33 protein-coding genes and 2 tRNA genes are annotated in these 26691 nt (G+C 67.3%); 19 read left to right on the top strand and 16 right to left on the bottom strand.

What is annotated here, in order from left to right; translation table 11 throughout:
- Positions 1-39: 39 nt before the first annotated feature.
- Positions 40-1224 carry a DUF4192 family protein gene (locus tag N8K70_RS14560; RefSeq protein WP_317139071.1) on the bottom strand — a complete coding sequence of 395 codons (1185 nt, stop codon included), beginning with the start codon at positions 1222-1224 and terminating at the stop codon, positions 40-42.
- A gap of 137 nt (positions 1225-1361) precedes the next feature.
- Here N8K70_RS14560 and N8K70_RS14555 point away from each other — a divergent pair, with 137 nt between their 5' ends.
- The 6 genes from N8K70_RS14555 to cls all read left to right on the top strand — a co-directional run bounded on the left by N8K70_RS14555 (position 1362) and on the right by cls (position 6690).
- Positions 1362-1538 carry a hypothetical protein gene (locus N8K70_RS14555; protein WP_317139070.1) on the top strand — a complete coding sequence of 59 codons (177 nt, stop codon included), beginning with the start codon at positions 1362-1364 and terminating at the stop codon, positions 1536-1538.
- Between the two features lie 65 nt (positions 1539-1603).
- A complete protein-coding gene (locus N8K70_RS14550) occupies positions 1604-2755 on the top strand; it encodes a type III polyketide synthase (RefSeq protein WP_317139069.1) in 1152 nt (383 codons plus the stop codon).
- Positions 2755-3462 carry a methyltransferase domain-containing protein gene (locus tag N8K70_RS14545; RefSeq protein WP_317139068.1) on the top strand — a complete coding sequence of 236 codons (708 nt, stop codon included), beginning with the start codon at positions 2755-2757 and terminating at the stop codon, positions 3460-3462. The genes N8K70_RS14550 and N8K70_RS14545 overlap by 1 nt, the downstream gene beginning before the upstream one ends.
- Entirely contained in the window at positions 3459-4565 is a 1107-nt protein-coding gene (locus tag N8K70_RS14540; RefSeq protein ID WP_317139067.1) for an FAD-dependent oxidoreductase, read from the top strand. The genes N8K70_RS14545 and N8K70_RS14540 overlap by 4 nt, the downstream gene beginning before the upstream one ends.
- Before the next feature lie 131 nt (positions 4566-4696).
- Positions 4697-5149, top strand: coding sequence for a DUF4383 domain-containing protein (locus N8K70_RS14535; RefSeq protein WP_317139066.1), 453 nt, complete (start codon positions 4697-4699; stop codon positions 5147-5149).
- An 80-nt stretch (positions 5150-5229) separates the two neighbouring features.
- A complete protein-coding gene (gene cls, locus N8K70_RS14530) occupies positions 5230-6690 on the top strand; it encodes a cardiolipin synthase (protein ID WP_317139065.1) in 1461 nt (486 codons plus the stop codon).
- A gap of 17 nt (positions 6691-6707) precedes the next feature.
- Here cls and N8K70_RS14525 read toward each other — a convergent pair whose 3' ends face one another.
- Positions 6708-7706 (bottom strand): diacylglycerol/lipid kinase family protein, encoded by a 999-nt coding sequence (locus N8K70_RS14525; protein WP_317139064.1) that lies wholly within the window; start codon positions 7704-7706, stop codon positions 6708-6710.
- 91 nt (positions 7707-7797) lie between these two features.
- Between N8K70_RS14525 and serS the strand changes: the two genes are divergently transcribed.
- From serS to N8K70_RS14500, 5 genes are all read left to right on the top strand, one after another.
- Positions 7798-9078 carry a serine--tRNA ligase gene (gene serS / locus N8K70_RS14520; RefSeq protein WP_317139063.1) on the top strand — a complete coding sequence of 427 codons (1281 nt, stop codon included), beginning with the start codon at positions 7798-7800 and terminating at the stop codon, positions 9076-9078.
- Positions 9075-9923, top strand: a complete 849-nt coding sequence (locus tag N8K70_RS14515) for an HAD family hydrolase (RefSeq protein ID WP_317139062.1) — start codon at positions 9075-9077, stop codon at positions 9921-9923. Before serS ends, N8K70_RS14515 begins: the two co-directional genes overlap by 4 nt.
- Before the next feature lie 97 nt (positions 9924-10020).
- Positions 10021-10105: transfer RNA gene (locus tag N8K70_RS14510), tRNA-Ser, on the top strand.
- A gap of 68 nt (positions 10106-10173) precedes the next feature.
- Entirely contained in the window at positions 10174-11460 is a 1287-nt protein-coding gene (locus N8K70_RS14505; protein ID WP_317139061.1) for an LCP family protein, read from the top strand.
- Between the two features lie 106 nt (positions 11461-11566).
- Positions 11567-11658 (top strand) — tRNA-Ser (locus tag N8K70_RS14500).
- Here the strand turns inward: N8K70_RS14500 and N8K70_RS14495 are convergent.
- The 7 genes from N8K70_RS14495 to N8K70_RS14465 all read right to left on the bottom strand — a co-directional run bounded on the left by N8K70_RS14495 (position 11637) and on the right by N8K70_RS14465 (position 15890).
- Positions 11637-12737 (bottom strand): tyrosine-type recombinase/integrase, encoded by a 1101-nt coding sequence (locus N8K70_RS14495; RefSeq protein ID WP_317139060.1) that lies wholly within the window; start codon positions 12735-12737, stop codon positions 11637-11639. The two genes, N8K70_RS14500 and N8K70_RS14495, sit on opposite strands and share 22 nt — an antisense overlap.
- Positions 12738-12798: 61 nt before the next feature.
- On the bottom strand, positions 12799-12993 hold the full coding sequence (locus N8K70_RS14490; RefSeq protein WP_317139059.1) for a helix-turn-helix transcriptional regulator: 195 nt from the start codon (positions 12991-12993) through the stop codon (positions 12799-12801).
- Between the two features lie 152 nt (positions 12994-13145).
- Complete coding sequence (locus N8K70_RS14485; RefSeq protein WP_317139058.1) at positions 13146-13970, bottom strand: FtsK/SpoIIIE domain-containing protein; 825 nt, start codon at positions 13968-13970, stop codon at positions 13146-13148.
- Positions 13967-14206, bottom strand: coding sequence for a hypothetical protein (locus N8K70_RS14480; RefSeq protein WP_317139057.1), 240 nt, complete (start codon positions 14204-14206; stop codon positions 13967-13969). Before N8K70_RS14480 ends, N8K70_RS14485 begins: the two co-directional genes overlap by 4 nt.
- A gap of 94 nt (positions 14207-14300) precedes the next feature.
- Complete coding sequence (locus N8K70_RS14475) at positions 14301-14957, bottom strand: hypothetical protein (RefSeq protein WP_317139056.1); 657 nt, start codon at positions 14955-14957, stop codon at positions 14301-14303.
- Complete coding sequence (locus N8K70_RS14470; RefSeq protein WP_317139055.1) at positions 14954-15490, bottom strand: hypothetical protein; 537 nt, start codon at positions 15488-15490, stop codon at positions 14954-14956. The genes N8K70_RS14475 and N8K70_RS14470 overlap by 4 nt, the downstream gene beginning before the upstream one ends.
- Position 15491: 1 nt before the next feature.
- The gene (locus N8K70_RS14465; protein WP_317139054.1) at positions 15492-15890 is read right to left on the bottom strand and encodes a hypothetical protein; all 399 of its coding nucleotides are present in this window, start codon (positions 15888-15890) and stop codon (positions 15492-15494) included.
- Between the two features lie 114 nt (positions 15891-16004).
- Between N8K70_RS14465 and N8K70_RS14460 the strand changes: the two genes are divergently transcribed.
- Entirely contained in the window at positions 16005-16397 is a 393-nt protein-coding gene (locus tag N8K70_RS14460) for a hypothetical protein (RefSeq protein WP_317139053.1), read from the top strand.
- 56 nt (positions 16398-16453) lie between these two features.
- Here N8K70_RS14460 and N8K70_RS14455 read toward each other — a convergent pair whose 3' ends face one another.
- The 4 genes from N8K70_RS14455 to N8K70_RS14440 form a co-directional block, all read right to left on the bottom strand.
- Positions 16454-16954, bottom strand: a complete 501-nt coding sequence (locus N8K70_RS14455) for a hypothetical protein (protein WP_317139052.1) — start codon at positions 16952-16954, stop codon at positions 16454-16456.
- An 8-nt stretch (positions 16955-16962) separates the two neighbouring features.
- Positions 16963-17955: a hypothetical protein gene (locus N8K70_RS14450; RefSeq protein ID WP_317139051.1), complete on the bottom strand. Its 993-nt coding sequence runs from the start codon at positions 17953-17955 to the stop codon at positions 16963-16965.
- A 79-nt stretch (positions 17956-18034) separates the two neighbouring features.
- On the bottom strand, positions 18035-19036 hold the full coding sequence (locus tag N8K70_RS14445; protein WP_317139050.1) for a protein rep: 1002 nt from the start codon (positions 19034-19036) through the stop codon (positions 18035-18037).
- A 475-nt stretch (positions 19037-19511) separates the two neighbouring features.
- The gene (locus N8K70_RS14440; RefSeq protein ID WP_317139049.1) at positions 19512-20114 is read right to left on the bottom strand and encodes a tyrosine-type recombinase/integrase; all 603 of its coding nucleotides are present in this window, start codon (positions 20112-20114) and stop codon (positions 19512-19514) included.
- A 131-nt stretch (positions 20115-20245) separates the two neighbouring features.
- Here N8K70_RS14440 and N8K70_RS14435 point away from each other — a divergent pair, with 131 nt between their 5' ends.
- Entirely contained in the window at positions 20246-20737 is a 492-nt protein-coding gene (locus N8K70_RS14435) for a hypothetical protein (RefSeq protein WP_317139048.1), read from the top strand.
- On the opposite strand, the gene N8K70_RS17150 is transcribed toward N8K70_RS14435, so the two are convergent.
- Positions 20686-20895 carry a helix-turn-helix domain-containing protein gene (locus tag N8K70_RS17150; RefSeq protein ID WP_394357783.1) on the bottom strand — a complete coding sequence of 70 codons (210 nt, stop codon included), beginning with the start codon at positions 20893-20895 and terminating at the stop codon, positions 20686-20688. The genes N8K70_RS14435 and N8K70_RS17150 overlap by 52 nt on opposite strands.
- Between N8K70_RS17150 and N8K70_RS14430 the strand changes: the two genes are divergently transcribed.
- The 3 genes from N8K70_RS14430 (at position 20894) to N8K70_RS14420 (ending at position 22563) form a co-directional block, all read left to right on the top strand.
- Positions 20894-21460 carry a hypothetical protein gene (locus N8K70_RS14430; RefSeq protein WP_317139047.1) on the top strand — a complete coding sequence of 189 codons (567 nt, stop codon included), beginning with the start codon at positions 20894-20896 and terminating at the stop codon, positions 21458-21460. The genes N8K70_RS17150 and N8K70_RS14430 overlap by 2 nt on opposite strands.
- Before the next feature lie 115 nt (positions 21461-21575).
- Positions 21576-21752, top strand: a complete 177-nt coding sequence (locus tag N8K70_RS14425) for a hypothetical protein (RefSeq protein ID WP_317139046.1) — start codon at positions 21576-21578, stop codon at positions 21750-21752.
- A gap of 19 nt (positions 21753-21771) precedes the next feature.
- Positions 21772-22563 (top strand): GNAT family N-acetyltransferase, encoded by a 792-nt coding sequence (locus tag N8K70_RS14420; protein WP_317139045.1) that lies wholly within the window; start codon positions 21772-21774, stop codon positions 22561-22563.
- On the opposite strand, the gene N8K70_RS14415 is transcribed toward N8K70_RS14420, so the two are convergent.
- Together N8K70_RS14415 and N8K70_RS14410 are read right to left on the bottom strand one after the other, a co-directional pair.
- Complete coding sequence (locus N8K70_RS14415; RefSeq protein ID WP_317139044.1) at positions 22450-23043, bottom strand: TetR family transcriptional regulator C-terminal domain-containing protein; 594 nt, start codon at positions 23041-23043, stop codon at positions 22450-22452. The two genes, N8K70_RS14420 and N8K70_RS14415, sit on opposite strands and share 114 nt — an antisense overlap.
- A 5-nt stretch (positions 23044-23048) precedes the next feature.
- The gene (locus tag N8K70_RS14410) at positions 23049-23603 is read right to left on the bottom strand and encodes a hypothetical protein (protein WP_317139043.1); all 555 of its coding nucleotides are present in this window, start codon (positions 23601-23603) and stop codon (positions 23049-23051) included.
- Between the two features lie 250 nt (positions 23604-23853).
- Here N8K70_RS14410 and N8K70_RS14405 point away from each other — a divergent pair, with 250 nt between their 5' ends.
- The 3 genes from N8K70_RS14405 to N8K70_RS14395 all read left to right on the top strand — a co-directional run bounded on the left by N8K70_RS14405 (position 23854) and on the right by N8K70_RS14395 (position 26627).
- The gene (locus N8K70_RS14405; RefSeq protein ID WP_317139042.1) at positions 23854-24420 is read left to right on the top strand and encodes an AAA family ATPase; all 567 of its coding nucleotides are present in this window, start codon (positions 23854-23856) and stop codon (positions 24418-24420) included.
- 81 nt (positions 24421-24501) lie between these two features.
- Entirely contained in the window at positions 24502-24810 is a 309-nt protein-coding gene (locus tag N8K70_RS14400; RefSeq protein WP_317139041.1) for a helix-turn-helix transcriptional regulator, read from the top strand.
- A gap of 413 nt (positions 24811-25223) precedes the next feature.
- Positions 25224-26627 carry a hypothetical protein gene (locus N8K70_RS14395; RefSeq protein WP_317139040.1) on the top strand — a complete coding sequence of 468 codons (1404 nt, stop codon included), beginning with the start codon at positions 25224-25226 and terminating at the stop codon, positions 26625-26627.
- The last annotated feature ends 64 nt before the right edge of the window (positions 26628-26691 follow it).

Genomic DNA, 26691 nt, shown 5'->3' with positions numbered 1-26691 from the left:
TCGTCGGCGTCCGACGGCGCCGGGTGCCCGCCCCGACGTTCATGCGGCGGGCCGCTCGAAGGCCCACGGCGGCAGATAGCCGGCCTCCAGCATCGACCCGATGATCCCCGCGAGGCCGTGCTCCGGGTCGATCTCGGCGGCGCGTGCGACGTACTGCGCGGCATGCGTCGCCCGTCCGAGCGCCCAGCTCAGCCAGCCCGCGGCCGCGAGCGGGCCGACGCGCGCATCGCGGGGCGCGGCGGCGGCGAGACGCCGGACGAGCGCGAGCGCGCGTTCGAGGCGTTCCGCGTCGGGGCGCGGCCCCTCTCCCATGAGGCGCACGGGGCCCTCGGGCTCTGCGCGGTCGCCGGCCGCCCATCGCTCGTTGAAGGCGAGCGTCGCGTGACCCTCGTCGAGGTCGAGACTCCACTGCGAGAGCGCGACGTCGCGGAAGTGCGGTCGCCCCAGCGCCCACACGAGAGCGGCCGCGAGGGAGGGGTCGAGATCCTCGGGGTCCTCCTCGAGGCTCTCCTCGAACACGGCCGGCAGGCGCCCGAGCAGGCATGCCGTCGCGAGGGCACGGGCGGGGATGCCGGCGATGCCGTCGAGGCCGCGCCGTTCCGCGTCGGGGACGCGGCTCGCGACCTCGCCCGACCCGCCCGCCCGGCTGTCTTCCGCGATGGCCTCGCAGGCGCGCTCGAGATCGCGGAGGGCGCGCCCCACGCGCTCCTTCTCGGCGAGGTCGACGACCGGCAGATCGGTCCCCTCGCCCTGGTCGGCGGCCACGGGCGAAGGCGCGACGCCGGGAGGCAGCGCACCCTCGAACGCGATCTCGTCGAGCGGACGGCCGTGCTCGGGGAGGACGCCGGCGAGATACGACCCCCAGCCGTCGGCGGCGACGCACAGCGCGTCGACGATCTCGAGACCGCAGTGGCCGGCACGCTCGCGGAGGTAGTCGATGAAGCCCCCGAGCGCGACGCCGTCCTCGTCGCGGAGGGGCTCGTCGGTGTAGACGACGGCCGTGAACCGGGTGACGTCGCGCAGGCGGCACACGATGCCGAGCGCGGTGGCCGCGACCTCGGCCCACGCCGCTTTGTCGCGGGGCAGATCGAGCCGGGCCACGCCGGCGGTGAGGCCGTCGGAGACGGGGACCACGACGAGGCTGCGCCGCGGGACGTAGCCGCACACGTGCGGCAGGACGGACAGGAACTTCTGCGCGGTGCGCGCGGCGATGGTGACGGTCATGGTTCGAGACTGCGGCGCGGAGCGGGCCCGTGCCGGGCTGGGGATAACCGGGCGGCGCACACGCCGTCGAGCGGGGGCTGTGCACAGAGCGTTTCGTCTCGGGGAGCCCTCCCGAGTGCGCCTCGTAGGATGGACACGTGGACAATTACTGGCTGGCGGTGCTCTGGGACCTCGCACCGACCGTGGTGGTCGCGACGGTGTTCTGGATCATCCTGCGGAACATCCTGCGCTTCGACCGCACGGAGCGCCGCACCTACGCGGCCATCGAGGACGAGGAGCGCGCCAAGCGCGGCCTGCCCCCGCGCGAGGACTGATCCGCAGGAAGCGCCGCGACGCAAGCCCCTGTCCCGAGACGGCCGGACGCCGGTACGGTCTCGCCATGACAGTCACACTGACGGGACTCGCGACCATCGTGCCGCCGACCGTGCTCCATCAGGACGAGGTCCGCGACGTCTTCGCCGCACAGGAGGGGCTCACCCGACTCGGGCAGCGGCTCGTCCGGACGTCCTTCGGCGTCTCGGGCATCGAGCGCCGTCACACCGTGCTGACCGAGCTCGGAGACCGATCGAGCGACTCCGGCGACGAGCGCGTCTTCTACGATCCGCAGACCGGGGAGCTCAAGTCCCCCGGCACCAAGGTGCGCAACGAGATCTACGCGGAGGAGGCCGGCCGTCTCTACGTCGAGCTCGGCCGGGCCGCGCTCGCGCGGCAGGAGGAGTTCGCCGCCGCGGACGTCACCCATGTCATCACGGTGTCGTGCACGGGGTTCTACGCGCCCGGCCCCGACTTCGTCGTCGCACGGGATCTCGGCCTCCCCGCGGGCGTGCAGCGCTTCCACCTCGGGTTCATGGGGTGCTACGCGTCCCTCCCCGCGCTGCGGCTCGCCGAGCAGCTCTGCCGGGCCGACCCCGAGGCCGTCGTCCTTGTCATCAGCGTCGAGCTGTGCACGCTGCACCTGCGCACGTCGAACGACCCCGACACGATCATCGCGACCTCCCTCTTCGCGGACGGCGGGGGCGCGGCGCTCGTGAGCGCGCGGCCCGTCGGCGCCGACGAGCCGGGCTTCGAGCTCGACCGCTTCGCCTCGCGCGTCGCGCCCGACGGCGAGGACGACATGGCCTGGCGCATCGGAGACCACGGCTTCGAGATGGTGCTGTCGAATGCCGTCCCCGCCATCCTCGGCCGGCACGTGACCGACGCCGTCCGGCCGCTCCTCGCCCCGGACCCGGAGCTCGCACGTGCCCTCGACGAGCGCACGGCGGGCGCGGTCGTCCCGCACTGGGCCGTCCATCCCGGCGGGCGCAGCATCCTCGACAAGGTGGAGACGGCGCTCGAGCTCAGCGAGGCTCAGCTGCTGCCCGCCCGCGCGACGCTGCGCGACTTCGGCAACATGTCGAGCGCGACCGTGCTGTTCGTGCTCCGGCACATCCTCGACTCGCCGGCCGCGGCGTCGGGGGACCGCGTCATCGCGATGGCGTTCGGACCGGGCATCACGGTGGAGTCGGCGCTGCTCACCATCCGGGGGACGTGATGCCGCGGGCGTTCGCCGTGCGCGACGCCGACGCGGTCGAGCGGATGGACGACCCGGGCTGCGATCCCGTCCGGCTCGCGCGCACCTACGCCCGTTTCGGCCTCGTCAACGCCGTCGTCGCCGCGCCCCGCGCCACCTACCGGCGGTGGATCGCGCCGCGTCTCCGCTCGGGAGACGTACGCCTGCTCGACATCGGCACGGGCGGCGGCGACTTCCCGCGTGCGGTGCTCCGATGGGCGCGTGGATCCGCCGGCCGCGTCGACGCGCTCGCCGTCGACCCCGACCCGCGGGCCTTCGCCTTCGCGTCCCGGGGGGCCCGAGCGAGAGGCCTCCGCATCCGGCAGATGGACACGGCGGCCGTCCTCGCAACGGGCGAGCGGTTCGACGTCGTCGTGTCGAACCACGTGCTGCACCATCTCTCCGACGGAGAGGCGGTGCAGCTCCTCGACGAGTCCGCGCGGCTCCTGCGCCCGGGCGGGGTCGCCGTCCATCGCGACATCGCGCGCTCCCGGGCCGCCCACGCGGCCTTCGCCGTCGGCACCCTGCCGTTCCAGCCCTTCCTGCTGCGCGACACGTTCATCCGCGAGGACGGGCTCGCCTCGATCCGGCGCAGCCGCACGGCGGCGGAGCTCTCGGCGATCGTGCCGGACGGATGGCGGGTGCGCCGCGGATGGCCCGCGCGCGTCGAGGCGGTGCTCGGGGGATGACCGCTCGGCACGACGTCGTCATCGTGGGCGCCGGCCCCGTCGGCCTGCTCCTCGGCTGCCTGCTGGCTCGGCGCGGGACGGACGTCGTCGTGCTCGAGCGCGACGCGACGCCGTCGGCGCGCACCCGAGCCGTGGGGATCCATCCGCCGGGCCTGGCCGCCCTCGCCGCGGCGGGCGTCGGCGACGAGATCGTCGAGGAGGCGGTGCCGATCCGCGGCGGGACGGCGCTCTGCCGGGGGCGGTGGATCGGGGCGCTCGCGTTCGCCCGTCCCGTCCTCTCGCTCGCTCAGAACCGCACGGAGGCCCTTCTCGAGGCGCGCCTGAGCGCTCTCGCCCCGACGGCGTTGCGGCGCGGCGCGGCGGTCGTCGGGATCCGGGCCGTCGCGGACGGCGTGGAGATCGCGACCGAGGGGGAGCGGATGGTCGCGCGGACGCTCGTGGGGGCGGACGGCACGAGGAGCCTCGTGCGCGGGCAGGCGGGCATCGAGTGGGAGCGGTTCGACGACGACGTGGGCTTCGTCATGGCGGACGCCGACGACGAGACGGGGAGCCCCGCCACGGCGCTGCTCCATCTCGAGCCCGAGGGGGTCGTCGAGTCCTTCCCGTTGCCGGGCGCGCGGCGGCGATGGGTCGTGCGGACGGACAGCCGCGTCTCCGTCGACCGGGAGGGCTTCGCCGCCCTCGTGCGGGAGCGGGCGGGGACGGATCTCGACCCCGCGTCCCTCGGGGAGCCCAGCTCGTTCGCGGCGCGCCAGCGGATCGCGGGGACCTTCGCGCGGGGCCGCATCGCGCTCGTCGGCGACGCCGCCCACGAGGTCAGCCCGATCGGCGGGCAGGGCATGAACCTCGGCTGGCTCGATGCGCGGGCGTTCGCGGCGGCGGTCGCGGGGACCGATCCCGACGTCGCGGACCCGTGGGCGGCCTACGCGCAGGCGCGCAGGCGCGTCGCCGTCCGCGCGATGCGCCGCGCACGCTTCAACATGGCGATGGGCGCGCCCCTGTCGGGAGCGGCCCTCCGCGGGAGGAACCTGGCCGTGCGCATCCTCTCCTCCGCGCCGTTCCGCCGGACGATGACGGGAGCGTTCACGATGCGCGGACTCTGACGAGCCCCCGCCCTGTCAAGCCCCTGCCGCGATCGGGGAGCATGCCCTTTCCTGAGAGCAGGCAGAGGGGAAGCCTGAGAGCAGGGAAGAGGGGAAGCCTGAGAGCAGGGAAGAGGGGAAGGGGAAGGGAAATGAGCAGCACAGCAGAGAGACGGACCGGCTACGGCGCATCGGCGGTGCAGAAGGTGTCGATCCTGTTCGGCGTCGTGTTCCTCCTCGTGGGGATCGCGGGATTCATCCCGGGGCTCACGAGCGACATCGGCGCGATCGAGTTCGCGAGCCACACGTCGGGGGCCATGCTCCTGGGCATCTTCCAGGTGTCGATCCTGCACAACATCGTGCACCTCCTGTTCGGGATCGCGGGCCTCGCGCTCGCGGGCTCCGTGTCGGGGGCGCGCGGCTACCTCGTCGTCGGCGGGATCATCTACGCGGTGCTCTGGGTCTACGGGCTCGTCGTCCCGCACGACCACGCGGCGAACTTCGTGCCGCTCAATGGAGCGGACAACTGGCTGCACCTCGGGCTCGCGGTCGCCATGCTCGCCCTCGGTCTCGCACTGACGCGGGGCGTACGCCAGCGGGCGTGAGCCGGCAGCCGATCGCGCCGCGCCCCGGACGGTCGCCCCGCGCATTTCGCTAGGCTGTGGGGAACGACGAGAGGGACCGCGTGGACTGGCTGCTCAACTCGGGATTCTGGCTCGGCGCGTACACGGTCGTCGACACGATCATCCGCGTCGTCGCGCTCATCACCATCCCGCGCAATCGCAAGCCGACGTCGGCGATGGCGTGGCTGCTCGCGATCTTCCTCATGCCGATCCCCGGTCTGCTGCTGTTCCTCCTCATCGGCAACCCGCGCCTGCCGCGCAAGCGCCGCCGGATCCAGTCCGAGATCAACGAGGTGCTGCGCGAGGCGAACGAGCGTCTCGAGCGCGGCACGCTGCGCCCGAACGAGCCGGCGTGGTTCGCCTCGCTCGTCCGGATGAACCGCGAGCTCGGGGCACTGCCGATCTCCGGCGACAACGGCGTGCGCCTCATCACGGGATACCAGGAGAGCATCGAGGAGATGGCCGAGGCGATCCGCGGGGCGCATCGCTACGTCCACGTCGAGTTCTACATCCTGAAGTCCGACGCCTCCACGGAGAGCTTCTTCGTGGCGATGGAGGACGCGTGCGCTCGCGGAGTCGAGGTCCGCGTGCTCATGGACCACTGGGCGAACCTCGTCAAGCCGTTCCACCGCAGGACGCGCGATCGACTCACGCGCATGGGCGCCGACTGGCACTATCTGCTTCCGCTCCGCCCGCTCAGCTGGCGCTGGCAGCGGCCGGACCTGCGCAACCACCGCAAGCTGCTCGTCGTCGACGGCGAGGTCGCGTATCTCGGCTCGCAGAACGTCACCGACGCGAGCTACAACCTCAAGAAGAACATCAAGCGCGGCCTCCAGTGGGTCGACCTCATGGTGCGCCTGGACGGCCCCGTCGTCTCCAGCGTGGACGCCGTCTTCCTCAGCGACTACTACAGCGAGACCGCCCAGACGCCGAGCGGCGTCGACCTGATGGACATGGGGCCGGGCTCGGGGGATCTCGACTGCCAGGTCGTGCCGTCCGGTCCCGGCTTCGAGGTCGAGAACAACCTGCGCCTGTTCCTCGGGCTGATGTACGCCGCGCAACGGCGGATCATCATGATCAGCCCGTACTTCGTCCCCGACGAGGCGCTCATGCTCGCGGTCAGCGCGGCGGTCTCTCGCGGCGTGCGGGTGGAGCTGTTCGTCTCCGAGATCAGCGACCAGGCGATGGTCTTCCACGCCCAGCGCAGCTACTACGAGATGCTGCTCGAGGCCGGCGTGAAGATCTACCTCTTCCCCGAGCCCTACATCCTGCACACGAAGACGCTGTCGGTCGACGACGAGGTCGCGGTCATCGGATCGAGCAACATGGACCTGCGCTCCTTCGGCCTGAACTTCGAGGTGTCGCTGCTTGTGCGCGGCGAGGAGTTCGTGCAGCAGCTTCGCCGGGTCGAGGACGACTACCGGGCGCGGAGCAAGCGGCTGGATCTCGAGGAGTGGGTGCGCCGGCCGTTCCGGACGCAGGTGCTCGACAACCTCGCGAGGCTGACCTCCGCCCTGCAGTAGGCCGCGCGGCGGGGCGTTCAGAGCTGTGCGGCGGGATGGCCCTTCGGGACCGACAGCAGGAGACCGCCCTTCTCGATGCGGCAGTAGAGCCGGGTCGCGGTCCCGAACTCGTCGCCGTCGAGCTCGATGGGCTGCGGTTCCGGCGAGGCCGTCTCGATCGCCTCGCCCCGCAGGAAGCGCACCGACGTGTCCTTCCGGCGCTCGATCACGCGTCGGCCGAGACGCGAGCGGCGCAGCACGGAGTTGTCCCACCACACCTTGCGGAAGACGCCCAGCCACCCGAACGGGCCCGACGGCTGGATCACGGCCACATCCAGGAGCCCGTCGGTGAGGGAGGCGTCGGGGATCAGGTCGATGCCGGCCGGCAGCGCCCCGCAGTTCGCGAAGAGCACGCTCTGCACGGTCGCGGAGTGCAGCCGGCCGGCGTCGAGCTGGTAGACGATCCGGAACGGCCGGGCCCCCGGGAGGGAGCGCGCGGCGCCGTCGACGTAGGCGACCCATCCGACCTGCCGTTTGAGCCGTGCGTTGGTGTTGGCGATCATCGCGGCGTCGAGGCCCATTCCCGCCATCACGACGAAGGCGTGCTTCTCGACGTCCCCGTTCGCGCGGCGGAACCTGGCGATCCCGATGTCGGTGGCGACGGTGTCGCCGTGGAACGCGGCTCGCACCATCTCGTCCGGGTTCGCGAGGGGGATGCGCAGATTGCGTGCGAGCAGGTTGCCCGTCCCGCTCGGCACGATCGCGAGCGCGACGCCCGTGCCGTTCATCGCCTCGGAGACGGCGCGCACGGTGCCGTCTCCGCCGGCGACGAGCACGACCGAGACGCCCTCGTCGAGCGCTCGCCGCGTCGCGGCCTGGCCGGGATCCGCGATCGAGGTCTCGATCAGGAGCGGGGCGCTCCATCCGGCCTCGCCGGATCGGACCGTCACCGAGGTGCGCAGCGCCGCCGCATCCGCGACCTTCGCCGGGTTGTAGACGAGCGCGGCCCGCTTCTCCGGAGCGACGGACGCGGTCATCCTCACACTCTATGGCTGCGGTCGCGCTCCCGGGTCGTTCCTCTGCGGCGGCCTCGGAGGGGGCTCGCCGCGACACGCCTAGACTCGTAGGGTGATCGACCCCGTACTCCTCCGCGAAGACCCCGAGCTCATCAGGCGTTCTCAGGTCGCGCGCGGCAACTCGCCCGACACGGTCGACGACGCGGTCGCCGCCGACGCGGCCCGTCGCGCGGCGATCACCGCCTTCGAGGAGCTGCGCGCCGAGCAGAACGCGTTCGGCAAGACGGTGGCGAAGGCGCCCAAGGAGGACAAGCCCGCCCTCGTCGCGCAGGTCAAGGAGCTCTCCGAGCGCGTCAAGGCCGCACAGCAGGCCGCGAACGACGCCGAGGCGGCCTACCGCACCGCGATCGACGCCATCCAGAACGTCGTGATCGACGGCGTGCCCGCAGGCGGCGAGGACGACTTCGTCGAGCTGCGTCGCGTGGGCGAGGTGCCGACGTTCGACCCGGCGTCGTTCCCGGACGGGCCGCTCGACCACCTCGCGCTCGGCGAGAGGCTCGGCGCGATCGACATGGAGCGCGGCGCGAAGGTCTCGGGCGCGCGGTTCTACTTCCTCAAGGGCGTCGGCGCCCGCCTCGAGCTCGCGCTCATGAACTACGCCCTGAACACGGCGCTCGAGCACGGCTTCACGCCCATGATCACGCCGACGCTCGTGCGCCCCGACATCATGGCCGGGACGGGCTTCCTCGGCGCGCACGCCGACGAGATCTACCGGCTCGAGGAGGACGACCTCTACCTCGTCGGCACGAGCGAGGTCGCGCTCGCCGGCTACCACAAGGACGAGATCGTCGACCTGAAGGACGGCCCGCTGCGCTACGCCGGATGGTCGACCTGCTACCGCCGCGAGGCCGGGTCGCACGGCAAGGACACCCGCGGCATCATCCGCGTGCACCAGTTCAACAAGCTCGAGATGTTCGTGTACACCGCGCCGGAGGACGCGGAGGCCGAGCACGAGCGCCTCCTCGCGATCGAGGAGCAAATGCTGCAGTCGCTCGGGCTCGCGTACCGCGTGATCGACGTCGCCGCGGGCGATCTCGGATCGAGTGCCGCGCGCAAGTACGACACCGAGGCGTGGGTGCCGACGCAGAACGCGTACCGGGAGCTGACGTCGACGTCGAACTGCACCACCTACCAGGCGCGCCGTCTCGATATCCGTCACCGTCCGGACGACGGGAGGACGCAGCCCGTCGCGACGCTCAACGGCACGCTCGCGACGACCCGGTGGATCGTCGCGCTCCTCGAGACGCACCAGCGCGCGGACGGGTCGGTCGTCGTCCCCGAGGCCCTGCGGCCGTATCTCGGCGGGCTCGAGACGCTGGAGCCGATCGCGTGACGCTCCCCGTCTCCGAGGCCGAACGCCTGCTCATCGCGCTCGACATCGACGGCACCGTGCTGCTCGAGGACAACTCGTTCAGCCCCGGCGTCGAAGAGGCCGTCTCCGAGGCCGTCGCCCGCGGGCACATCGTGACGCTCTCGACGGGCCGGAGCTGGGAGTCCACGCATCCCGTCCTGAGCCGGCTGGGGCTCCTGCCTCCGTACGTCGTGTGCGCGAACGGCGCGACGATCATGTCGCGCGACGAGGACGAGCCGAGCGGCTACGCCCGCCACACGACCGAGACCTTCGACGCCACGGAGGTCCTGAGCTTCGTCCGCGAGCATCTCCCCGGCGCGAGCTACATGGTCGAGCTCGCCGACGGCACGCGGCTCTTCACGCACTACATGGACGACTGGGACCTCAACCGTCCCGGCGCCCGGCACGTCGCCTTCGACGAGATGCTCGGCATCCAGGTCACCCGCGTCGTGGTCGTCTCGCCCGAGCACGACGGCGACGAGTTCAACGCCTTCGTCGAGCGGATGGGGCTGCAGCAGGTCACCTACGCGGTCGGATGGTCGGCGTGGCTCGACATCGCCCCTCAGGGCGTCAACAAGGCGACGGCGCTCGAGAAGGTGCGCGCCTGGCTGGAGCTCGATCCTGCGCGCATCGTCGTCATGGGCGACGGGCGGAACGACGTGCAGATGCTGGAGTGGGCGCGAGAGGGCGGCGGTGAGGCCGTCGTGATGGGCCAGGCTCCGCTGGAGGTCCAGCAGTACGCGACGCAGCTCACGCTCTCGGTCGAGGGAGGGGGCGTCGCGGCGGCGCTCTCGAAGCTCGGGGTCGCGACGTCGACGATCGTCTGAGGCAGGCGCTGACAGGGCTCGTCCAGGCTCCGTGCGGACAATAGCGGGTGGATCGGTCGACTAGACTCGTCGCCAGTCCGCGGGCAGCCGCGGGCACGGAGGGTTGTCCGAGCGGCCGAAGGATCCGGTCTTGAAAACCGGTGGGCAGAAATGCCCCGTGGGTTCGAATCCCACACCCTCCGCGGATGGGGCGCGTGCGTCGCATCCTCAGGAGGCGGTCTGAAGAAGTCCCGGCCCGAGAGGACCCGAGTTGAGCGACACCCCGAAGCGCGCCGCGCGCCGCACGATCGCCCGGCACGGCCGGCTGTCGTCCCCCGGCCCCGTCCGCCAGCTCCTGCGTGTGCTCGGCGTCGCGGTCTCCGTCGTCCTCGTGAGCGCGCTCGGCGTGACGGCGTACGCGGCGTACGACTTCGGATCGACGTTCTCGGCGGACGCCGTCGTGCTCGAAGGGCAGGAGGCCGCTCCGCCCGACATCGGCGCGCTCGACAACGAGGGCGTGAACATCCTCTTCGCGGGCCTCGACGCGTGCGAGGAGGAGTACCGGCAGTACTTCGGAGGGCGGTGCCCCGAGGGGTCGGATGTCCAGGAGGACTCCCGCGTGGGGGTGCTCAACGACGTCAACATGCTCGTGCACATCTCGCCCGAGCCGCGTCGTGTCACGGTGGTGAGCTTTCCGCGCGACCTCATGTCGTCGGCTCCCGAGTGCACCGATCCGGAGGGCAACGTCACGTCGGCGTCGTCGTACAGCCAGCTCAACCAGGCGTACTACCGAGGAGACCTGGGCTGCATCGTGAAGACCGTCGAGGAGCTCAGCGGTCAGACGATCGACTACGGCGCGACGATCACCTGGGGTGGCGTGATCGAGATCACGAACGCCATCGGCGGCGTCGACGTGTGCGTCGGCGGCGACGGCATCTACGACGACCACACGGGCCTGGCGCTCGACCCGGGGGAGCACACCCTCGTCGGAGTCGACGCGCTGCAGTTCCTGCGCACGCGCTACGGGGTTGGCGGCAGCGACCTCAATCGCATCAGCAACCAGCAGGTCTACATGTCCTCCCTCGCGCGCAAGCTGACGAGCGAAGAGGTGCTCACGAACCCCGGCACTCTGCTCACGCTCGCGCGCACGACGCTCGAGAACGTCGACCCGACGTCGAGCCTGACGAACCCCGTCACCCTGGTGCAGATGGCGATGGCCGCCTCCGACGTGCCGCTCGAGGAGTTCACGTTCGTGCAGTATCCCGTCGTGGACGACCCGTACGACTCGAACCGCGTCGCGCCGGACTACGCCTCGGCCGAGGCGCTGTGGGCCGCGCTCGAGCAGAACGTCCCGCTCGAGCTGACCGGCGACACGGGCGACGGCGCGATCCTCGCCGAGGGCGAGGAGACCCCGGCGCCGGAGGATACGGAGGCTCCCGTCGACGAGTCGGCCACCGAGACGCCGACCCCGACCGAGACCGACACGAGTGGCGAGCTCGGCTCGAACATCCATGGCACGAACGCGGACCAGGTGACCTGCTCGAACGGCGCCGGCTGACCCGTTCGAGTGGCCTGTGCCGCACGCGACGTGCCCGGCGCCTCGGGATTCGTCGGACCGCGCGCGACCCGTTATCATCGGAGGAAGCGCCTGCGTGCAGGAGCTTGGAGACGTCGCATAGTCAGGCCTAGTGCACCACCCTGCTAAGGTGGAGTCCCCTCACGGGGACCGAGGGTTCAAATCCCTCCGTCTCCGCCAGTTTTTCCCTGGTCAGAACCCATTTTCCGGGTTCTTCCGACCTTCCCTCCTTCCCCTGACTCGGTTTCCGGCGCGGTATCAGGGGAGTGAGAGGGGAGTGAAGCGTTCAGGCGGCGCAGAGCCTCCATGTCCTGAGCTTCCCCGAGAACGTGTGCGTACACGCGCAGAACGGTGCGCGGGTCATCCCCGAGCCAGGCCGCAACCTGGTTGATCGGGATGCCCTGGCGCAGCCATGTCGATGCTGCGTAGTGCCGCAGATCGTGAATGGTGTGATCGGGGGACGTCGTTGTCCACGCGACCGCACGGCGAAAGTAGGTGCCCCTCAGTTGCAGGCCGGTGGCGCTCGACGCGAGGTAATCCCCTGGCCCCTTACCCGCCGCCCACGCCTTCGCAATCTCGTGAGCACGAGACACGAGCGGCACAGTACGGCGACCCCTGGCAGTCTTGGGCGACTTCTCCGCATAGCCGTCGCTGGCTGCCCGGAGCACACGCACGGCAGGAAACGGCACGTCTTGCAGATCACCGACGCGCAGCGCCCGCAACTCAGACCAGCGCAGGCCTGTGAGGCTCAGCCACTCGGTGATGAGCGCACCATGCGGCGAACGACTCCGCTGCGCATCGAGAACCGCAGCGAGGATCAAGGGCGTCAGCGGCGCACCTTCATGAGCCTGCACGGCACCAGAAGGCATCCGCACACCACGAACCGCATTCGTCGGCGTGAACCTCTCCCGCACCGCCCACGACCACAATGCCGAGAGCGTGGTGCGAATCCGCGCAACCGTCGAATGAGCGCGAGAGCCGAGCAGATCGGTGAGCAGCGCCAACACGTCCGCTTCGGTCACCGAGCCGATAGGGCGCGCAAGGAACTTGCCAGGCAGTGCCGCCAGGTTGTCCCGATCCGTGCGAAGTGTGTGCGGAGCGACCTGACCGGATCGAGCGTCGAGGAAGGCAGTAACGACCTCAGACACCGGTGTTCGCTGCTGCTGAGGCGAGACGAAGCCGCCACCATGCAACGCCTCCTTCTGCTGGCGTTCGAATGCCTCAGCGGCACGCCGGGTCGTGAACGTCTTATCGGCCACGACCCGGCCACCCGCATGAAGCCGAACCCGCCAGCGAACGCCGGAGGCTGTCTCTCGACGCTCAATGCTCAATGCTCAGCCCCGCGAGCCGGTGCACATCCGCAACGGCGTAGACCCGTCGCGCGCCGACCACGAGCGGAGTGATCGGGAACGTTCCTGCCCTCACCTTCCGCGAGATCGTGGACGGGTGCACACGCATGAGCTCCGCGAGCTCGGCCTCGGTGTACCAGAGCGGCGTATCCATCGTCTTACTCATCGTCGCTTCCCTTCTCGTCGTGCAGACCCCGACGCTCGGCGTAGAGGGCGCCCAACTGCGTGTCATGCTCAGCCGTCCACCGCCCCGTCATGGCCAGGCCGATTGCCCGCTTCTCGAACGCCGCTATCTCGTCATCCAGCCGCTGCAACCGCTCACGCCGCCCCATCGCTGACCACCTCCCGCCTGGGATCGCCCGCACGAGCAGCCAGCACCGCAGCGCGATAGTCGGCGTACTCGAGATAGTCAGCGCGGAAGTAGCGCAGCGGCTCGCCCGCCTCATGGATCACACCCTGGCCCAGACGCAGACCCATGATCCGGTCGACGTCCTCGGGAGTCGCCAGCTCCATGAGCAGTTCGACGCTCGCCCTGTTGTCAACTCTCATTGACACGCGACGGGCGTACTGCGCACGCTCTGGGAGGTTCGCGACCTCGGCCCGCTGGATGAGGACCGGCGATACGCGCATCCCGGCTTTCGCGGACTCCCTGAGCAGCCGCCCCATCGCCAGACGCATACGCGGCGCGAACTTCTCGCCAGGCTTACGCCCCTGATCCTCACCGTCGAGCCACGACAGGATCGCGGGCAGTTCCTCGAACACGATTAAGAACAGAGGAAACGCGCGACGATGAACATACTTCGGCACCGAGTCCAACCCGCGTTCAAGCAGAATGCGGATGCGCTTGTCCATCATCCGGACCAAGCGCTCGACCACCTGGCAGGCCGCCTCCGGGTCAGCCGTTCCGAGGTGGATCAGCGCGTCATCGTCGCCCCGTCGATGCGGAGCCAGGAGCAACCCGGACGGGTCTACGCCCACGACCCGGATGCGAGGGTCACGAGCGGCATCGGCCAGAACCGCATACGCCAGAACTGACTTGCCCGAGCGCGTTGCTCCCTGAATCACTGAGTGCATCGCGGCGAAGTGATCCCACACGACATCGCGACCGCTCTCGTCGACGCCGAACGTCCCCGGGCGGCTCATGATTCGCTTCCAAGAGGATCAGTCGAAGGCAACGGGATCATCATCCGAAGCACCAACACACCGTCCGGTGCCTCTTCCACGGTCAGAAGCCCGTCGTCGTCAACCTCAATGCCCAGATCGGCCAATCGGCGCAGAGGGGTCTCAGCATGCACCGACACCAGGCCCTCAGCGGTTACCTTGATGTTCGCGAACGTCCAACCGTCGCCCTGTTCCAAGAACTCACCCGCACCAGTCATCAGAATGCCTCCGGAAGAGTCGCGTTCGGGTCGATCCACTCGCACCCGTCGATAGCCGCCCACGGGATGTCGTCGCCCTCGAAGTCATCGAGCATCAGACGGCCTCCGTCTCGTCGTCATCCGTCCAGTCGTCCGGATTCACCGCCGCAGCAGGCGCAGGCGACGCCGTAGCGACGCGGCGCATGCCGTCAAGAGGCGAGCGCGTGATGATCCCAACACGCACGACGGCAGGGCCGATCTTCTCCACCGAGACATCCGTACCCGTCGCCGCGCCGATTCGCTCGGCGTTCGCGTCCGAAGGCACCCGGCCACGAGGGAGCACCAGATCAACAGCCGGCCCCGTAGCGAGCAGGGAACGCCCCACGACCGCCGGCAGATAGGTGATCGTGTCGCCCTTCCGGTTCGACTTCTCGACCGAGAGGCCCACGTCCTCCGCCCACGCCTTCACACGCTCAATCGAACGCAGTGCGCGCTTCTCGTCCGCCGACAGCGCGGCGCGATCTTCCTTGCTCAACTTCGGGCCGCCACCGCGACCGAACCGAGCGAGCAGCCAGCCACGAAACGCCGGAACGAACACCGCCACCACAACGACGGCGAGCAGCAGCACGAGCAGGACGACCACCAGGCCGCGAACGACCGACACGAGGCCGTACAGCGGATGCGACGGCGCAACACCCGTCACGGCCAGCCCGAGCAGCACGGCGACCATCAAGCCGACCACTGCCAGGGGCACAATGCGATGCAGCTTCATCGTGACACCCCCGGAATCTCGAACGTCACACGCTGCACGTTGTAGGTCGAGGGCGACGTGCGCGTCGAGACCAAGAATGTGTGCGAGCCAGACGCCAGACCGTCCACACGAACATGCGCGCCGGACGTGCTGGACGCTTGAACCCACGAACACGCGCCGTCGTTCAGCCCCGAGAGCTTCCCGGCAGTGTCGAGCCTGCACAGGGTCGTGCCCACGCCGCCATCAGTGACATCCGAAATCGTGACGGAATCGCCCAGCGGCGGGAGGTAGACGACGGCAGAACCATCAGACGTGCCCGCACGAGGGCGCACCGCCTGCGATACCGTCACCGTCTCTTTGTCTTCCTCCGCGTAGACGTACACCGGATCGGTGCGGCCAGGCACATACTCCTCGGTGTACTCCGTTGTGTCGGCAGCCGTCGCCGCAGGAGCCTCAGCGACCACCCACGCCGCAGCCACCAGCAGCGTGAGCGCGAACACCGCGAACACCGCGACAGCGCCAGTAACGTTGCGCTCGATCCTTTGCGTGTTCACGTCACGCCTCCGACTTCTTCGGCGCGGGAGCCGTCACTGGAACGAGGCTTTCGACCGTGATCGACAGCAGCACCCGCCCGTTGCTCTCGTACGGCTGCACCCAGATCAGACCATCGGCGCGCACCTGCTCGCCCGCCTCGATCACGTCATCCGGCACTGCATTGATGACGTGCAGAGAATGACCCTTCTGCGGGCGGAGGCGTCCCTCCTTGTCGAGCAGCTGCGGGATGCAGCCCGAGGCGAGGGTGGGGCGTCCATCGGGTGACAGCGCGTTGCTCTGAGCGCTGCCGCGATCCCCCTTCATGCGGAACCGCATCGGCTCACCGAGACCGAGAGCGGTCAACGGCCATGCATCAGAGTTGGTCAGGATCGGAAGGCTTGCCGCCTGGGTGGTTGTCATGGTCTGTGTCTCCTTGTACGTGTTCGCTCGTATTTCGAGCGGAATGCACACACAGTACCACTCTCGCTCGATATTCGAGCGAATCGATATCCGAGCGAGTGCTACCCTGGGCGCATGAGTCCACGACGGCAACCGGAACCGAGCTACATCGACGGCAAGACCTACCCCGCTAGGGATGCGGAGAGCTTCGCTGCCCTTGCTCCCTACTTCAGAGAGGCTTCTCGCAACCTACGTCTGCTTGCCAACGCGCTTGAGAACGGAGAGGGAGACGAGTCGGCATCTGCTGATGAGACCGGAGCCGCGATCAACATCGCGCTCGCTCAGGCGTGGGAAGCTCGGCGCCTTTGGGTTGAGTTCGTCACTCGGCACCAGTACAAGACCCAGCGCGAGATTGCCCGCCTGCTGAACCCCGCGCTCGACTCAAGTCCAGCTGTCACCGCGACTCGCATCAACGACTGGCGCTATGACCCACTTGACACGTCCCGGCTCACTAGAACCCCCAAGTAGCGTCTAACGCTGAGGCTCCCCGGTCACATGATGATTGGGGAGCCTCGCTGTGTGTGCTACTTGTTCTCCTCCGGTGGAGCGAGCTTTTTCTTCGAGAATGGATCGGACGTCCGCTTCGTTTCACTCGGCTCGTTCCAAGCGAATGCGCTGTTGATCAGGAGAGCTGTCGCCACCAGCGTCAAGAGCATCAACGGAATCGTGAACCCGAGCACGAAGCGAGTCCACATCTGATCAACCCAAACGACCGCGACCGCACACAGGAGCGACGCGGCGACGAGGATCGTGAAACCCCCGAATAGCACGAAGCGGATGACGCTGCCGTACCTTCCGATGACTCTTGAGGTGTAGCGTCCGCTCAGCGCCAACACTGCGGTGCCGCTGAGCGACAGACCGCTCACGATTCCGCCGATAGTTGAGACGTTCGTCAAACCTTCTTGAAGCTGACGGTCTGGTACATCGATCAGCGCCCACGTGAGCAACGCTCCAAGTGCGACTATCGACACACCTGCCAGGCTCAGGACGACCACGAGCTGACGCCGTGCCTCGCGATCAACCATGAGCCACCTCAATCCGTGTTGAACCGGAGCTTGAGCAGTTCTGCTCTATCCGTGTCGAACGCATCGACGATAGCTCCGACCGCCGACATCGCGGTGAACGCTCGTGTTGTGCCGAGCGCAAGGGGTACGCGCACCTTGCGCGTGAGCCGGTGATGCAGGAGATCCACCTCGGAGGCGGGGGTGTCGTCGGATGCAGGAAGGGCGACTTGGGCCTTGCTGACGTCCCCCTCCAGAGAGCCAAACGTCGAGTTGAACCAATCGAGGAGCACTTGCTCATCGTCATGCGGCGCGCTCTTGCCTCGCACGAGACTCGCCTTGATCTCGATGCGCAGAGCAGTCGGCTGCTTCCTATTAGGGCCGATGAACACAGCCTTCGCGCCTGTTGCTTCGTTGACGGCACCGCCCACCTCGCCCGCATACACGAATGATCGGAGGCCGTTGGCCTTCTTGATCAAGTTCGCACGAGCCTTATCGATTACCGGACGCGCGGCCCAGGAGAACTCGGGGTCGTTCTCATAGAGCGACCGAGTCGCGCGCGTTAGCCAGTCTGCGTACTTTGCGGCCTTCGAGGATGAGGTGGACTCTGCGAGCACACCGATCATGTTCCCGAAGGGGAGATGCCAGACGAAGAGATTGTCCACGGGTGACCAGTTGTCGCCGTCAAGACCCATTGGCTTCTGCGACCCTGACGCTACGTTCTCTTGATTAGGAACGTAGTCTTTCCCGGCAGCCACAACGACGCCATGCGTTAGTTCTTCGTTCTCTCTGGGGACGCCATCGGGCACGTCATCGACAGCAAGCGCGTCCGCCCAGGCGTCGGCGATTTTGAGGGGGACGACAGTCCCAGCATGCTCGCGACCATCGATCACGAACGTGTGCCGGTGGCCGTACAAGTGTCGCATCACGGCATCCCAGTTGACCTCTTCAACGAGTGCGCCGTCGCGCGCATCGACAAGGCGCCAGAACTGCACTGTACGTGGGACGTCGCTCTTCTTCGCCATTGATGCGCTTCCTATGAATAGCTGGGCCTGTGTGCCCACGATATCGAGGGCAAGGCGCATTCTGGCCAAGGCGCGGCCGTCACGAGGCGGAGAACCTGACGCTTTGATTCATCGGCGGTGAGGGATCGGGCGGGAATGTCACGTACCAGGCGAGCCGGTCGAGGTCGCCGGACTCCGCGATTTCGAGCGCTTCCGCTAGCCGATCAGCGTTGTTCCGGAACGCGCGGTCGTACGTGCGAGCTTCGATCACAGCGACCAGCTCGAAGGCCTCCGCTTCTTCGATCAGCTCGTCGTCGGTCTTCTCTTCCTCGCCGGGGAGCAGCCGGTCACGCAGCCCCTTCGTCCAGGAGAACGCGCGACGGCCCCGAGTGGCGGTCACGAACTCGACCCACAGCCCTCGTGCTTGCTCCGTCCCTGGTCCCTCGGCGTCGAGCAGTTCGAACGGCGCCAGACTGTCGCCGCGACCCCGCTTCAGATCGCCGCGCGCAATCTCCGTACCAACCGACGCCCGACGCTCGCCGGTATGCTCCTGCATCTTCGACAAGTAGTTGGCGAGCACCGCACCGTCACCATCGACCGCTTGCACCTTGACGCCGTGCTCTCGTGACGGGAGCCGTCCGCCCTTCTTCTCAACAGCACGCACCCAGAGCGCGTGCACCTCAGCCTCGAACGACGCGAGTTCCGCCGCCGATAGTGGGCGCTCGAACACGACCAGGAAGTGCGAGTGCGGGTGCCAGCCGTTGCCCCCGTAGGTGACCTCTGTTGAGCGGATCGCGCCGACGTAGCCGAGTCGCGCGGCCAGCCGCTTCCATGCCCGCCAGGACTGCACGGCACGCCACGCGCCCAGCAACACGTCAATCGACGGTGCCAGACCGTCCTCGGACTTGTGGCGCAGCGTCAGCGTCATGAACGCGAGGCCCATGCCCGCGTCCTGAGCGTGCAGCGCCGCCCGCTCAATCTCATCCGCTCTCGTCGCGCGAATCACGCCCGCGCACACCGGGCACGCCCACACCGACGCGCAGCGCTCCAACCCCGAGTAGTGCGCCGGATGCTCGCCGGTTCCATCGGCATGAACCGTCACCGCAGCGGCAGCCCGCCAACGGCACCGAGCCGGACGCAGAGGCCGCACCCACTCGCCGGACTCGTCCGCCCGAGCATCCCGAGATAGCCCCGCCTGCTCGCGAGCTTGACCGATCAGCCACCCGCTCGACCGCTGCCGACGCCGGAACCGAACCCGCCGCCAGTCCGAAGCGGCAACGTTATTCGCGATGTACCAAGGCGCGTCGCTTCGCTCCGCGTGCGGAGCACCTTTCGACCCTCCGCGGGCTTCGCCCGCTCCGGGCGCGAAAGGCGCTCCCTCGGGGGCGTGGTGGCGTTGGTCATCGGAGAAGTGGCCGGGCATTCATGCCGGTCGGCCCAGGGGAGCGACAGGGGAGCCGCACTGCCGAACGCGCCGAGAATCGGCGTGCATCCGGTGCGCACGGGCGCAGAAAATCGCGGCCTATGCGGCTCTCAAGGCACTGCTAAGGTGGAGTCCCCTCACGGGGACCGAGGGTTCAAATCCCTCCGTCTCCGCCGTTTTTCGACTGGTCAGAGCCGATATTCTTCCGAAGTTCACGGTCGCTTTTGTGATCGTTCGCGTTCTCAGGAATGTCGCGAGGGTCCTGTGAGGGTCCCGACGCCAGCTTGTTGAGGCGGCGCAGGCCCTCGATGGTCTGCTGCTCGCCGAGCACGTGGGCGTAGACCTTGCGCACGGTGCGCGGGTCGTCGCCGAGCCATTCGGCGACCTGATTGATCGGGATGCCGGCGCGAAGCCACTGTGACGCGCAGCAGTGACGCAGCATGTGCGGGCGCTTGTGCGGGGCGGTTGTTGCCCACTTGGTGAAGCGTCGGTAGAGGTTCATCCGCAGTTGCCGCCCCTTGGGGCTCGTGAACAGATACGCCTCGGGGCGCTTCCCGGCTGCTGCCTCCCGCGCGAGCTGCCGTGCCCGCTCTGTGAGCGGGACTGCGCGCTCGCCGTTGGTCGTCTTGGGTGCTTCTCGTCGTAGCCCTCGGACTGTGCCCTCCGCACCCCGGCCGCCGGGAATGGGACGTCCTGGAGGTCGGCTACTCGCAGCGCCCGCGTCTCGGACCAGCGCAGACCGGTCAGGGAGGCCCACTCGGTGATCGTCGCATAGTGCGCCGAAGCTGCGTGCTGGGCCGCGAGCGTCGCAGCGAGGCTTTCCGCCGTGAACCACTCGTCGGCGGGCTTCTGGCTCGCGCCAGGCGGTAACTGAATGCCGCGAACGGGATGCGCGGCAACGTACTTCTCGCGCATCGCATAGGTGAACAGGGCGCTGAGCGTGGTGCGCATCCGGGCGACGGTGAAGCGCTGCTTGATCTTGAGCTGATCGATGAGGAAGCCGAGCACGTCGGCCTCGCTGACCGAGCCGATCGGTCGTGCCTTGAGCTTCGCGGGGAGGGCAGAGAGGTTGTCGCGGTCGGTGCGGTGCGAGTGCGCCGAGACCTGCGAGGTGCGCGCCGCGAGGAACGAGGCGACAACCTCGCCCAGCGGAGTCTTGGCCTTATGGGGCGGAAGAAAGGTCCCGAGCTGGATCGCCCGCATCTGCTCGCGCTCCCACGTCTCGGCATCGCCCTTGAGCCGGAACGTCTGCTGCGCGACGACCGCCCCGCCGTTCTTGATCCGCGCCTTCCAGCGCACCGAGCCGTCCTTGAGAACGCGCTTCTCGATCATCTGCTGGTCCTCGGGTGTGCCAGCGCCTCGATCGCCGAGACCGGATAGAGACGGCGGCTACCCGTCATGACGGGCTCGACGGGGGAGCGGCCCCCTTTCGCCAGTCGTCCGAGAGTGGAGGGATGGACGCGCAGCGCGGCGGCGGCTTCCGCCTCTGTGTAGAACAGTCGTTCCTGCTCGACGGAATCCGCTGTGTGATCGCTCATGATCGCCGGCGATGCGGCTCCTGCTCACAATCGCGAGCCCGACGACGCCGAGCAGAACGAGACGACGGATGGCCGGTGGTGCTACATCGAGCACGCCGAGAGTCACACGCGGGTGTTCATCCGCTTGCAGCGCCAGACCTTCGCGGTGCCGGAGGAGGTGCGCATCACCGGCGTCGTCTACCTTCCGTGGCGCCCGGGCGACCCGATCACGAGCCGGCTGCTACGCGAGCTGCCGACTGCTCAGATCGAGGCCGCGATCAACAAGCGCCTGTTCGCCATGAAGCGCGAGCAGACGATCACCGGCGGCAAGATCGTGTTGCCCAGCGGGCGGAAGATCGCCGAGCGCGACCTTCTCAAGCCGCTCGGCGGCACCGCCAAGCAGGACCCGGACTTCTACCAGCGCGTCGCCCTCCAGCATGGCCGGCTCACTCAGCAGGGCGACAAGAATCCAAGCGCCACGATGGCAGAGATCAACGGTGTCGCTCTCACTACGGCACAGGGCTGGGTCGCGAAGGCTCGGGCTCGTGGATTGCTCCCTCCGGGGCGCCGCGGCCGGGCGGGGTAGCGCCGTCGCAATATGCGGGCGGGAATCGAACTGCCCGGATGTTGTCATGAGCGACTAGCAGATACGCGTAGTCAGCGGTGACGTCCCGAACAAGGTCGTGCCGGTGAATCGCTATGTGTCCACGCTCGCTTGGCATGCCGTCGACAGCTACTCCGCCGCAACGCTGGTCGATGAGGATCACGCGCTCGTCGAAGCGCGGGTTTCAGGTGCGCGCACGACGATGCCCAATGCAGAAGTCGCTGCCAATCAGGGCGCGCTGTTGGGGCTGCTGGCTCAGATCGGCGGCGCTTGAACTTACCGGGCCGGGTGCTGTGATCGTCATCGACAACGTCGTGCGGGACGGGGCTGTGGCTGACGTAAACAGCGATGATCCCCGTGTGCGGGGCGTGCGAGCCGTGGTGGATGTGATCGCCAAGAGTCCCGAGCTTGACGCGACAGCGTTGCAGACAGTCGGTGAGAAAGGGTGGGACGGGCTGATCGTCGTACGGTCCATGCCGATCGGCGGTTCACTGAGTATCCGCGCTCGCGATGAGCGGGACGTGAGAAAGATCGTGGGATGGGTGCCGGATGCGGCAGCCCTATACCTGTTCTCCGGCCCGCGAATGACATGGCCTCTCACGGTTCAGCAGATGCAGGACATGGTGGCGATCCGGGGTTCAACCCCATACGCGGTCGTCACCGTATCCGACGATCTCGTTGGGCACTTCGACCTCACGATCGACGGAACTATTGCCCGGTTGGGAAGAGTGATCGTCAGCCCGGCACTCAGAGGGCAGGGGCTTCCCGCTGACGTCGTAGATCTCGCGTTCGCACAGGCGCGGCGGCTTGGGGCCGATGCCGTTCACCTCAACGTCATTGCTGCGAACGTGCCAGCGCTCCGGACATACTGGCGAGCGGGTTTCGCGACGACCGAGGGCGACACCGACCGAGCAGACGTTATCGCGATGGAACGTCGGTTGAGCCTCCCGTGCCCTTGTCCACAGCACGACTTACGATTCAGCGTGAGCGAGTTCATCAAGATGGCGTGCGAGTGTGCTGAGCATCCGACCTGCTCCTTGCGGGTCGCCGCTCCAAAGGCCCTGCATTGCGATTCCGTCGAGTAGCGCTCGCAACCTCTGCGCTTCGTAGTCCGGGTCGCGTCCGCTGTCGAGCTGGCCTGCTGAGGCAAGAATCTCGACCGCGATTCGACACGCTCTGCTCACCGCTGTGTTGAGTCTGACAGCGGCTGGGCGAAGATTGCTGTCGGTGAGGGAGCGTACGCCGAGCTGCACTTGCGCGACTAACTCCGAGCGCCGCACTTCGTCCAGCGGCAGCAGTTGCGCGAGCAACGCGTCGGCCAGGGCGCGGCCTGTGAGGTCGAGCGAAGTGATCCTGGCGGTTGCTCGCTCTTCGATGAGTTCGAGGCAGTACTCTCGAAGGGCGTGCTGAGTAGGGAATGCTCGCCGCAACGACGCGGCAGCGATGCCCGCCTCTGCTGCGACACCTCGCACGGACAAGCCGGTGAGTCCGTCGCGTTCGAGGACGCGGAGCGCCGCCGCCGCGATCTCGGCGGTGCGTGCCTGTTCATCGATTCTCCGTGGCATGGCACTCAGCGGGACGAGGCGCCCTGCGTCGCGTCGACGGGGCGCTTGGGCCAGAAGGTGTAGCTGAGCGCCCAGACGACGTCGATCGCGAAGATGATCCCGAGGATGCCGAAGTACCCCGAGAGCGCCGAGGTACGCTCCGCATCGTTCACGAGAAGGATGATCGCCCCGAGGATCGCAGCGGCAATGACGACCGCGAGGCCGGTGAGGAGCACGTCGCGCCAGCACTTCGCGGTGTAGCGAGCTCCCGTGAGCCGCTCAGGCGCAGGGCCTCTCGCGAATCGATGGGCGAAGCGAACGTCTGCCCACGCGACCATCCGCTTGCCGTACGCGACGGAGATACCGATGTAGATCGCGGCGAGGCCGTGCTGCCAGGAGGCTGTTCCCCCGCCGAGTAGATCGATAGCGACCAGTGCAAGCAGTACGAGGTCGATCACTGGGGCAAGGATCAAGAGCGCGGCACCGAGATGGGGACGTCGCAGGAGATACCTCGCCGCGAGTCCTCCGAGAATCGCCACCCAAAAGGCGACCTCGCACACCACTATCGCGGCCAGAATCATGCCCGCTCCTCACCGCTCCCTGACACTCCGCGCCTTGTGAGCACAAGTGTACTCACAAAATCACCCCGTTCGATTGCCCCTCATCTCCCCCTCGTTCTTCTGAATGGACGCACGGATGCGCGCCGCTGTCTGGAGTCGGATCGTTCGCGAGCACGGTTTCCGCTGGAACGCCGATGGCGTGTAGAGCCGACTCGCGCCAGGCGACACCGACCCGGAGAACGCCAGCACTTACACCGGCCCATCCGATGCCGTGCAGCTCGCCCGCGGCGAGCGGATCGCGGTCGATGAGGCCGGGATGCTCGACCAAGACACCGCCCTCGCCCTGCTCACCGTCACGAACGAGCACGGCGCAACCCTCGCGCTCGTGGTCGACCGGGCGCAGCTCGCCGCCGTCGGTCGGGGCGGCGTGCTCGACATAGCCACGCAGCTCGCGCCACGCACCTTCGATATGACGACGGTGCATCGTTTCGCCGACCCGGAGTACGCGGACCTCACGGTGCAGATGCGTCGTGGTGAGCATCCCGCGCTGCTGTTCGACCGGCTGCACGCCCTCGGACTCGTGGTGTTGCACGAAAGCACAGAGGCCGCACGGGAGGCAATCGCCCGCGGTGCGCGCGGGGGAGATTCGGTCACGACCGCGACCAACGACGAAGCGCGCGAACTCAACGAGCGCATCCGCGACGAGCGGGTGCGCGCCGGCCTGGTCGAGGACCGTCGCACGAGCACGAGCACGGGCAGCGACGGCCTGAGCATCGGCGCGGGTGACGTGATCCAGGCCCGGCACAACGACAGCGACGTGCAGGTGGCGAACCGGTAGACCTGGACCATCCAGAGCGTCGGGAGCGACGGGGCTCTGTGGGCGAAGGAGAACGGCACCGGTCGCAAGCGACAGCGCACCGTGCGCCTACCGGCCGAGTATGTCGCCGAGCAGGCGCACCTCGCCTATGCCTCCACCGCCTACGGGGTGCAGGGCGCGACCGTGCCCGCCTCGCACACGATCCTGTCCGATGCGCTGGACGCCCCCGGTGTGCGTCGCTACCGTGAAGCACGCTCCCTGGGTCAGGAAGCCTTCGCGGACGTCCTCGGCGTGCGCCGGACCTACATGGGTGGTGTCGAACGAAGCGAGCGAAACCAGACCCTCAGGTCTGTCGAGCGGATGGCCGCCAAGCTGGAGGTTGATCCGGTGGAGCTGCTGTCGAGTCAGTAGAGGTCATCGACTCAAAGCTCATCTGTTCGCCAACGTCGTCGATTCTTGTTGCTGCGTCTGCATCACTCTGCTCCACACCCCACCCGGTGCGTGATGGTGCCCAAAGTGCGGCATGGAGTACTGAGAGCGACTCGTCCTGGCCGGAGGGTAGCCCTGCGCCAAGCCCGTAATATCTGCCAGCGCTTGACGCTCCGCATCTCTTGCTCCCTCGGGTGAACCTATTCAGTCCGATGGATGGGAACGCTCAGAGTTGGCCTGTCCCCCAAAAGGGGGACAGCGAGAGTTTCTACTGCGCTGATACAGTCTCATAGGAATATCACAGCAGTGACTGGTTTGACGTCTTATAGCGTGACCAGAGATTTGAGATAATCCGGTTCCTTTGCACCTCAAGAGCGATAGGCATAGAAGACGAAATGCAGCAGAAAATAGTTTGCCAGAACGCAGGTAAGCACCGTGTCTTGAGAGTCTCCGCACTTCTGAGTGCAACTGTGCTCACATGTCTTGCAGGCACCTCGACCGCGATCGCAGCAGAAGTAGGCGAAATAGGCTCAGGCTTTGAAGTGGTTGCCTCGGACGCGGGTTTCGAGGTTGTCGATCCGAATGGATCTCCCGTTGAAGTTATTTCAACTGCAGTCGAAGAGGCTCGATCAATGACCTACATTGTCAACGACGCGGGAAAAGCTGGTCGCTTAGAGACTCTTGACTGGCTGTCTCGTCCCTCTGGCACAGATTCCGAGGATCGCAGTGGTATTCAGGGTTCCGAGAAAGAGAGCCTGGATGGCGACGGAAATCTCGTTATCCAGGGCGGGGTCACAGCTGAACAAGCATACCTCCCGGATGAGGTGGAAGCAACGCCATTCGTGGCAATCCTTACCACAGAGGACGAAGTCCAGATTCAATTGGGTGAGCTGTACGGATCTGAAGCGACTGTTTCACGAGACGGTGAGGTTATCGGTTCGACCGCTGAAGGTTCATTTATTGACAGCGATGTCGTTGATTCTGCCGTCTACGAATACTCCGTAGAGAGCGTTCCTGTGGGAATGGAACAGCGATCCTCCGCCCGTCAGAAGGATATTACAGAACAGGCTTTTACTGATTCGGAGCCCGTGAATACAGATCGCACATCGGTTGTGTTCCAAGCGGTGGTTCTATCTGATTCGGATTCACTCGACGCATCCACGGCTATTGACGCCACCGCGGCGGCATTGCCTACTCAGAGCCTCAATACGTGGGTTCACATGACATATATACCGCAGGCGACCGTGCCGATTAACCTCTTCGAGGGCATGGCTTGCGATGGCGCTGAAGCGTTCAGGGGAGATAATCGCGGGGATAAGCTGCCAACAGCTAGCTCATTTCCATCACATCGGACAGCGATTCGAGTCGCTGCGAACTGGGGAAATCCTTCACCGTATCAGCTCTATTGGGAGAAAAGTACAGGTATCACGCGTAAGGTCGTCGGCGGCAAGGTCGTCGCAACCAAGCAGGCAAGCCCGAACGGTATCAAAGTTCTTGACACATGGGTGAAGAGCGGCGTGGCTCACTTCGATATCCGACACGATGTCGCAGACCCGTTCTGCAAGGTCGGAAGTGTCAAGTATCGCGAGACCGTGCAGATCTGGCGCTCTGGTGTTGTTGCTGTGAATGGACGCCATAATAGCGTGCCGAATCATGAATCGTACGCTTCTTACAACTACGACAAGTGGGGAAATCAGAAGTTTGTGAAGGTCTGGAAATTCTCGAAGGCCTCATATCCTTGCCTGGTAGGATGGATGTCGTGGTGTGACAAGTCCTACACGGCATCAAAAAATTTCTAGGGAGAGACGTGACTCGAGAGGCTGGCAATAATTCCGCTACAGTGGAGGTTCTTGCCAGCCTCTC

This window comes from Microbacterium sp. AB (genome assembly GCF_032878875.1).
In the GTDB taxonomy this organism is placed as follows: domain Bacteria; phylum Actinomycetota; class Actinomycetes; order Actinomycetales; family Microbacteriaceae; genus Microbacterium; species Microbacterium betulae.
The sequence above is the reverse complement of the archived record's forward strand: the minus strand, read 5'-3'. Positions and strand labels throughout refer to the sequence as shown.

Bases quoted from the DNA above. Each gene is read 5' to 3' on its own strand.
- N8K70_RS14560 (WP_317139071.1), bottom strand. From the start codon at position 1,224: ATGACCGTCACCATCGCCGCGCGCACCGCGCAGAAGTTCCTGTCCGTC.
- N8K70_RS14550 (WP_317139069.1), top strand. From the start codon at position 1,604: ATGACAGTCACACTGACGGGACTCGCGACCATCGTGCCGCCGACCGTG.
- N8K70_RS14545 (WP_317139068.1), top strand. From the start codon at position 2,755: ATGCCGCGGGCGTTCGCCGTGCGCGACGCCGACGCGGTCGAGCGGATG.
- N8K70_RS14540 (WP_317139067.1), top strand. From the start codon at position 3,459: ATGACCGCTCGGCACGACGTCGTCATCGTGGGCGCCGGCCCCGTCGGC.
- N8K70_RS14535 (WP_317139066.1), top strand. From the start codon at position 4,697: ATGAGCAGCACAGCAGAGAGACGGACCGGCTACGGCGCATCGGCGGTG.
- N8K70_RS14525 (WP_317139064.1), bottom strand. From the start codon at position 7,706: ATGACCGCGTCCGTCGCTCCGGAGAAGCGGGCCGCGCTCGTCTACAAC.
- N8K70_RS14490 (WP_317139059.1), bottom strand. From the start codon at position 12,993: ATGAGTAAGACGATGGATACGCCGCTCTGGTACACCGAGGCCGAGCTC.
- N8K70_RS14485 (WP_317139058.1), bottom strand. From the start codon at position 13,970: ATGAGCCGCCCGGGGACGTTCGGCGTCGACGAGAGCGGTCGCGATGTC.
- N8K70_RS14480 (WP_317139057.1), bottom strand. From the start codon at position 14,206: ATGACTGGTGCGGGTGAGTTCTTGGAACAGGGCGACGGTTGGACGTTC.
- N8K70_RS14475 (WP_317139056.1), bottom strand. From the start codon at position 14,957: ATGAAGCTGCATCGCATTGTGCCCCTGGCAGTGGTCGGCTTGATGGTC.
- N8K70_RS14465 (WP_317139054.1), bottom strand. From the start codon at position 15,890: ATGACAACCACCCAGGCGGCAAGCCTTCCGATCCTGACCAACTCTGAT.
- N8K70_RS14460 (WP_317139053.1), top strand. From the start codon at position 16,005: ATGAGTCCACGACGGCAACCGGAACCGAGCTACATCGACGGCAAGACC.
- N8K70_RS14455 (WP_317139052.1), bottom strand. From the start codon at position 16,954: ATGGTTGATCGCGAGGCACGGCGTCAGCTCGTGGTCGTCCTGAGCCTG.
- N8K70_RS14450 (WP_317139051.1), bottom strand. From the start codon at position 17,955: ATGGCGAAGAAGAGCGACGTCCCACGTACAGTGCAGTTCTGGCGCCTT.
- N8K70_RS14435 (WP_317139048.1), top strand. From the start codon at position 20,246: ATGCGCGGCAACGTACTTCTCGCGCATCGCATAGGTGAACAGGGCGCT.
- N8K70_RS14430 (WP_317139047.1), top strand. From the start codon at position 20,894: ATGATCGCCGGCGATGCGGCTCCTGCTCACAATCGCGAGCCCGACGAC.
- N8K70_RS17150 (WP_394357783.1), bottom strand. From the start codon at position 20,895: ATGAGCGATCACACAGCGGATTCCGTCGAGCAGGAACGACTGTTCTAC.
- N8K70_RS14415 (WP_317139044.1), bottom strand. From the start codon at position 23,043: ATGCCACGGAGAATCGATGAACAGGCACGCACCGCCGAGATCGCGGCG.
- N8K70_RS14410 (WP_317139043.1), bottom strand. From the start codon at position 23,603: ATGATTCTGGCCGCGATAGTGGTGTGCGAGGTCGCCTTTTGGGTGGCG.
- N8K70_RS14395 (WP_317139040.1), top strand. From the start codon at position 25,224: ATGCAGCAGAAAATAGTTTGCCAGAACGCAGGTAAGCACCGTGTCTTG.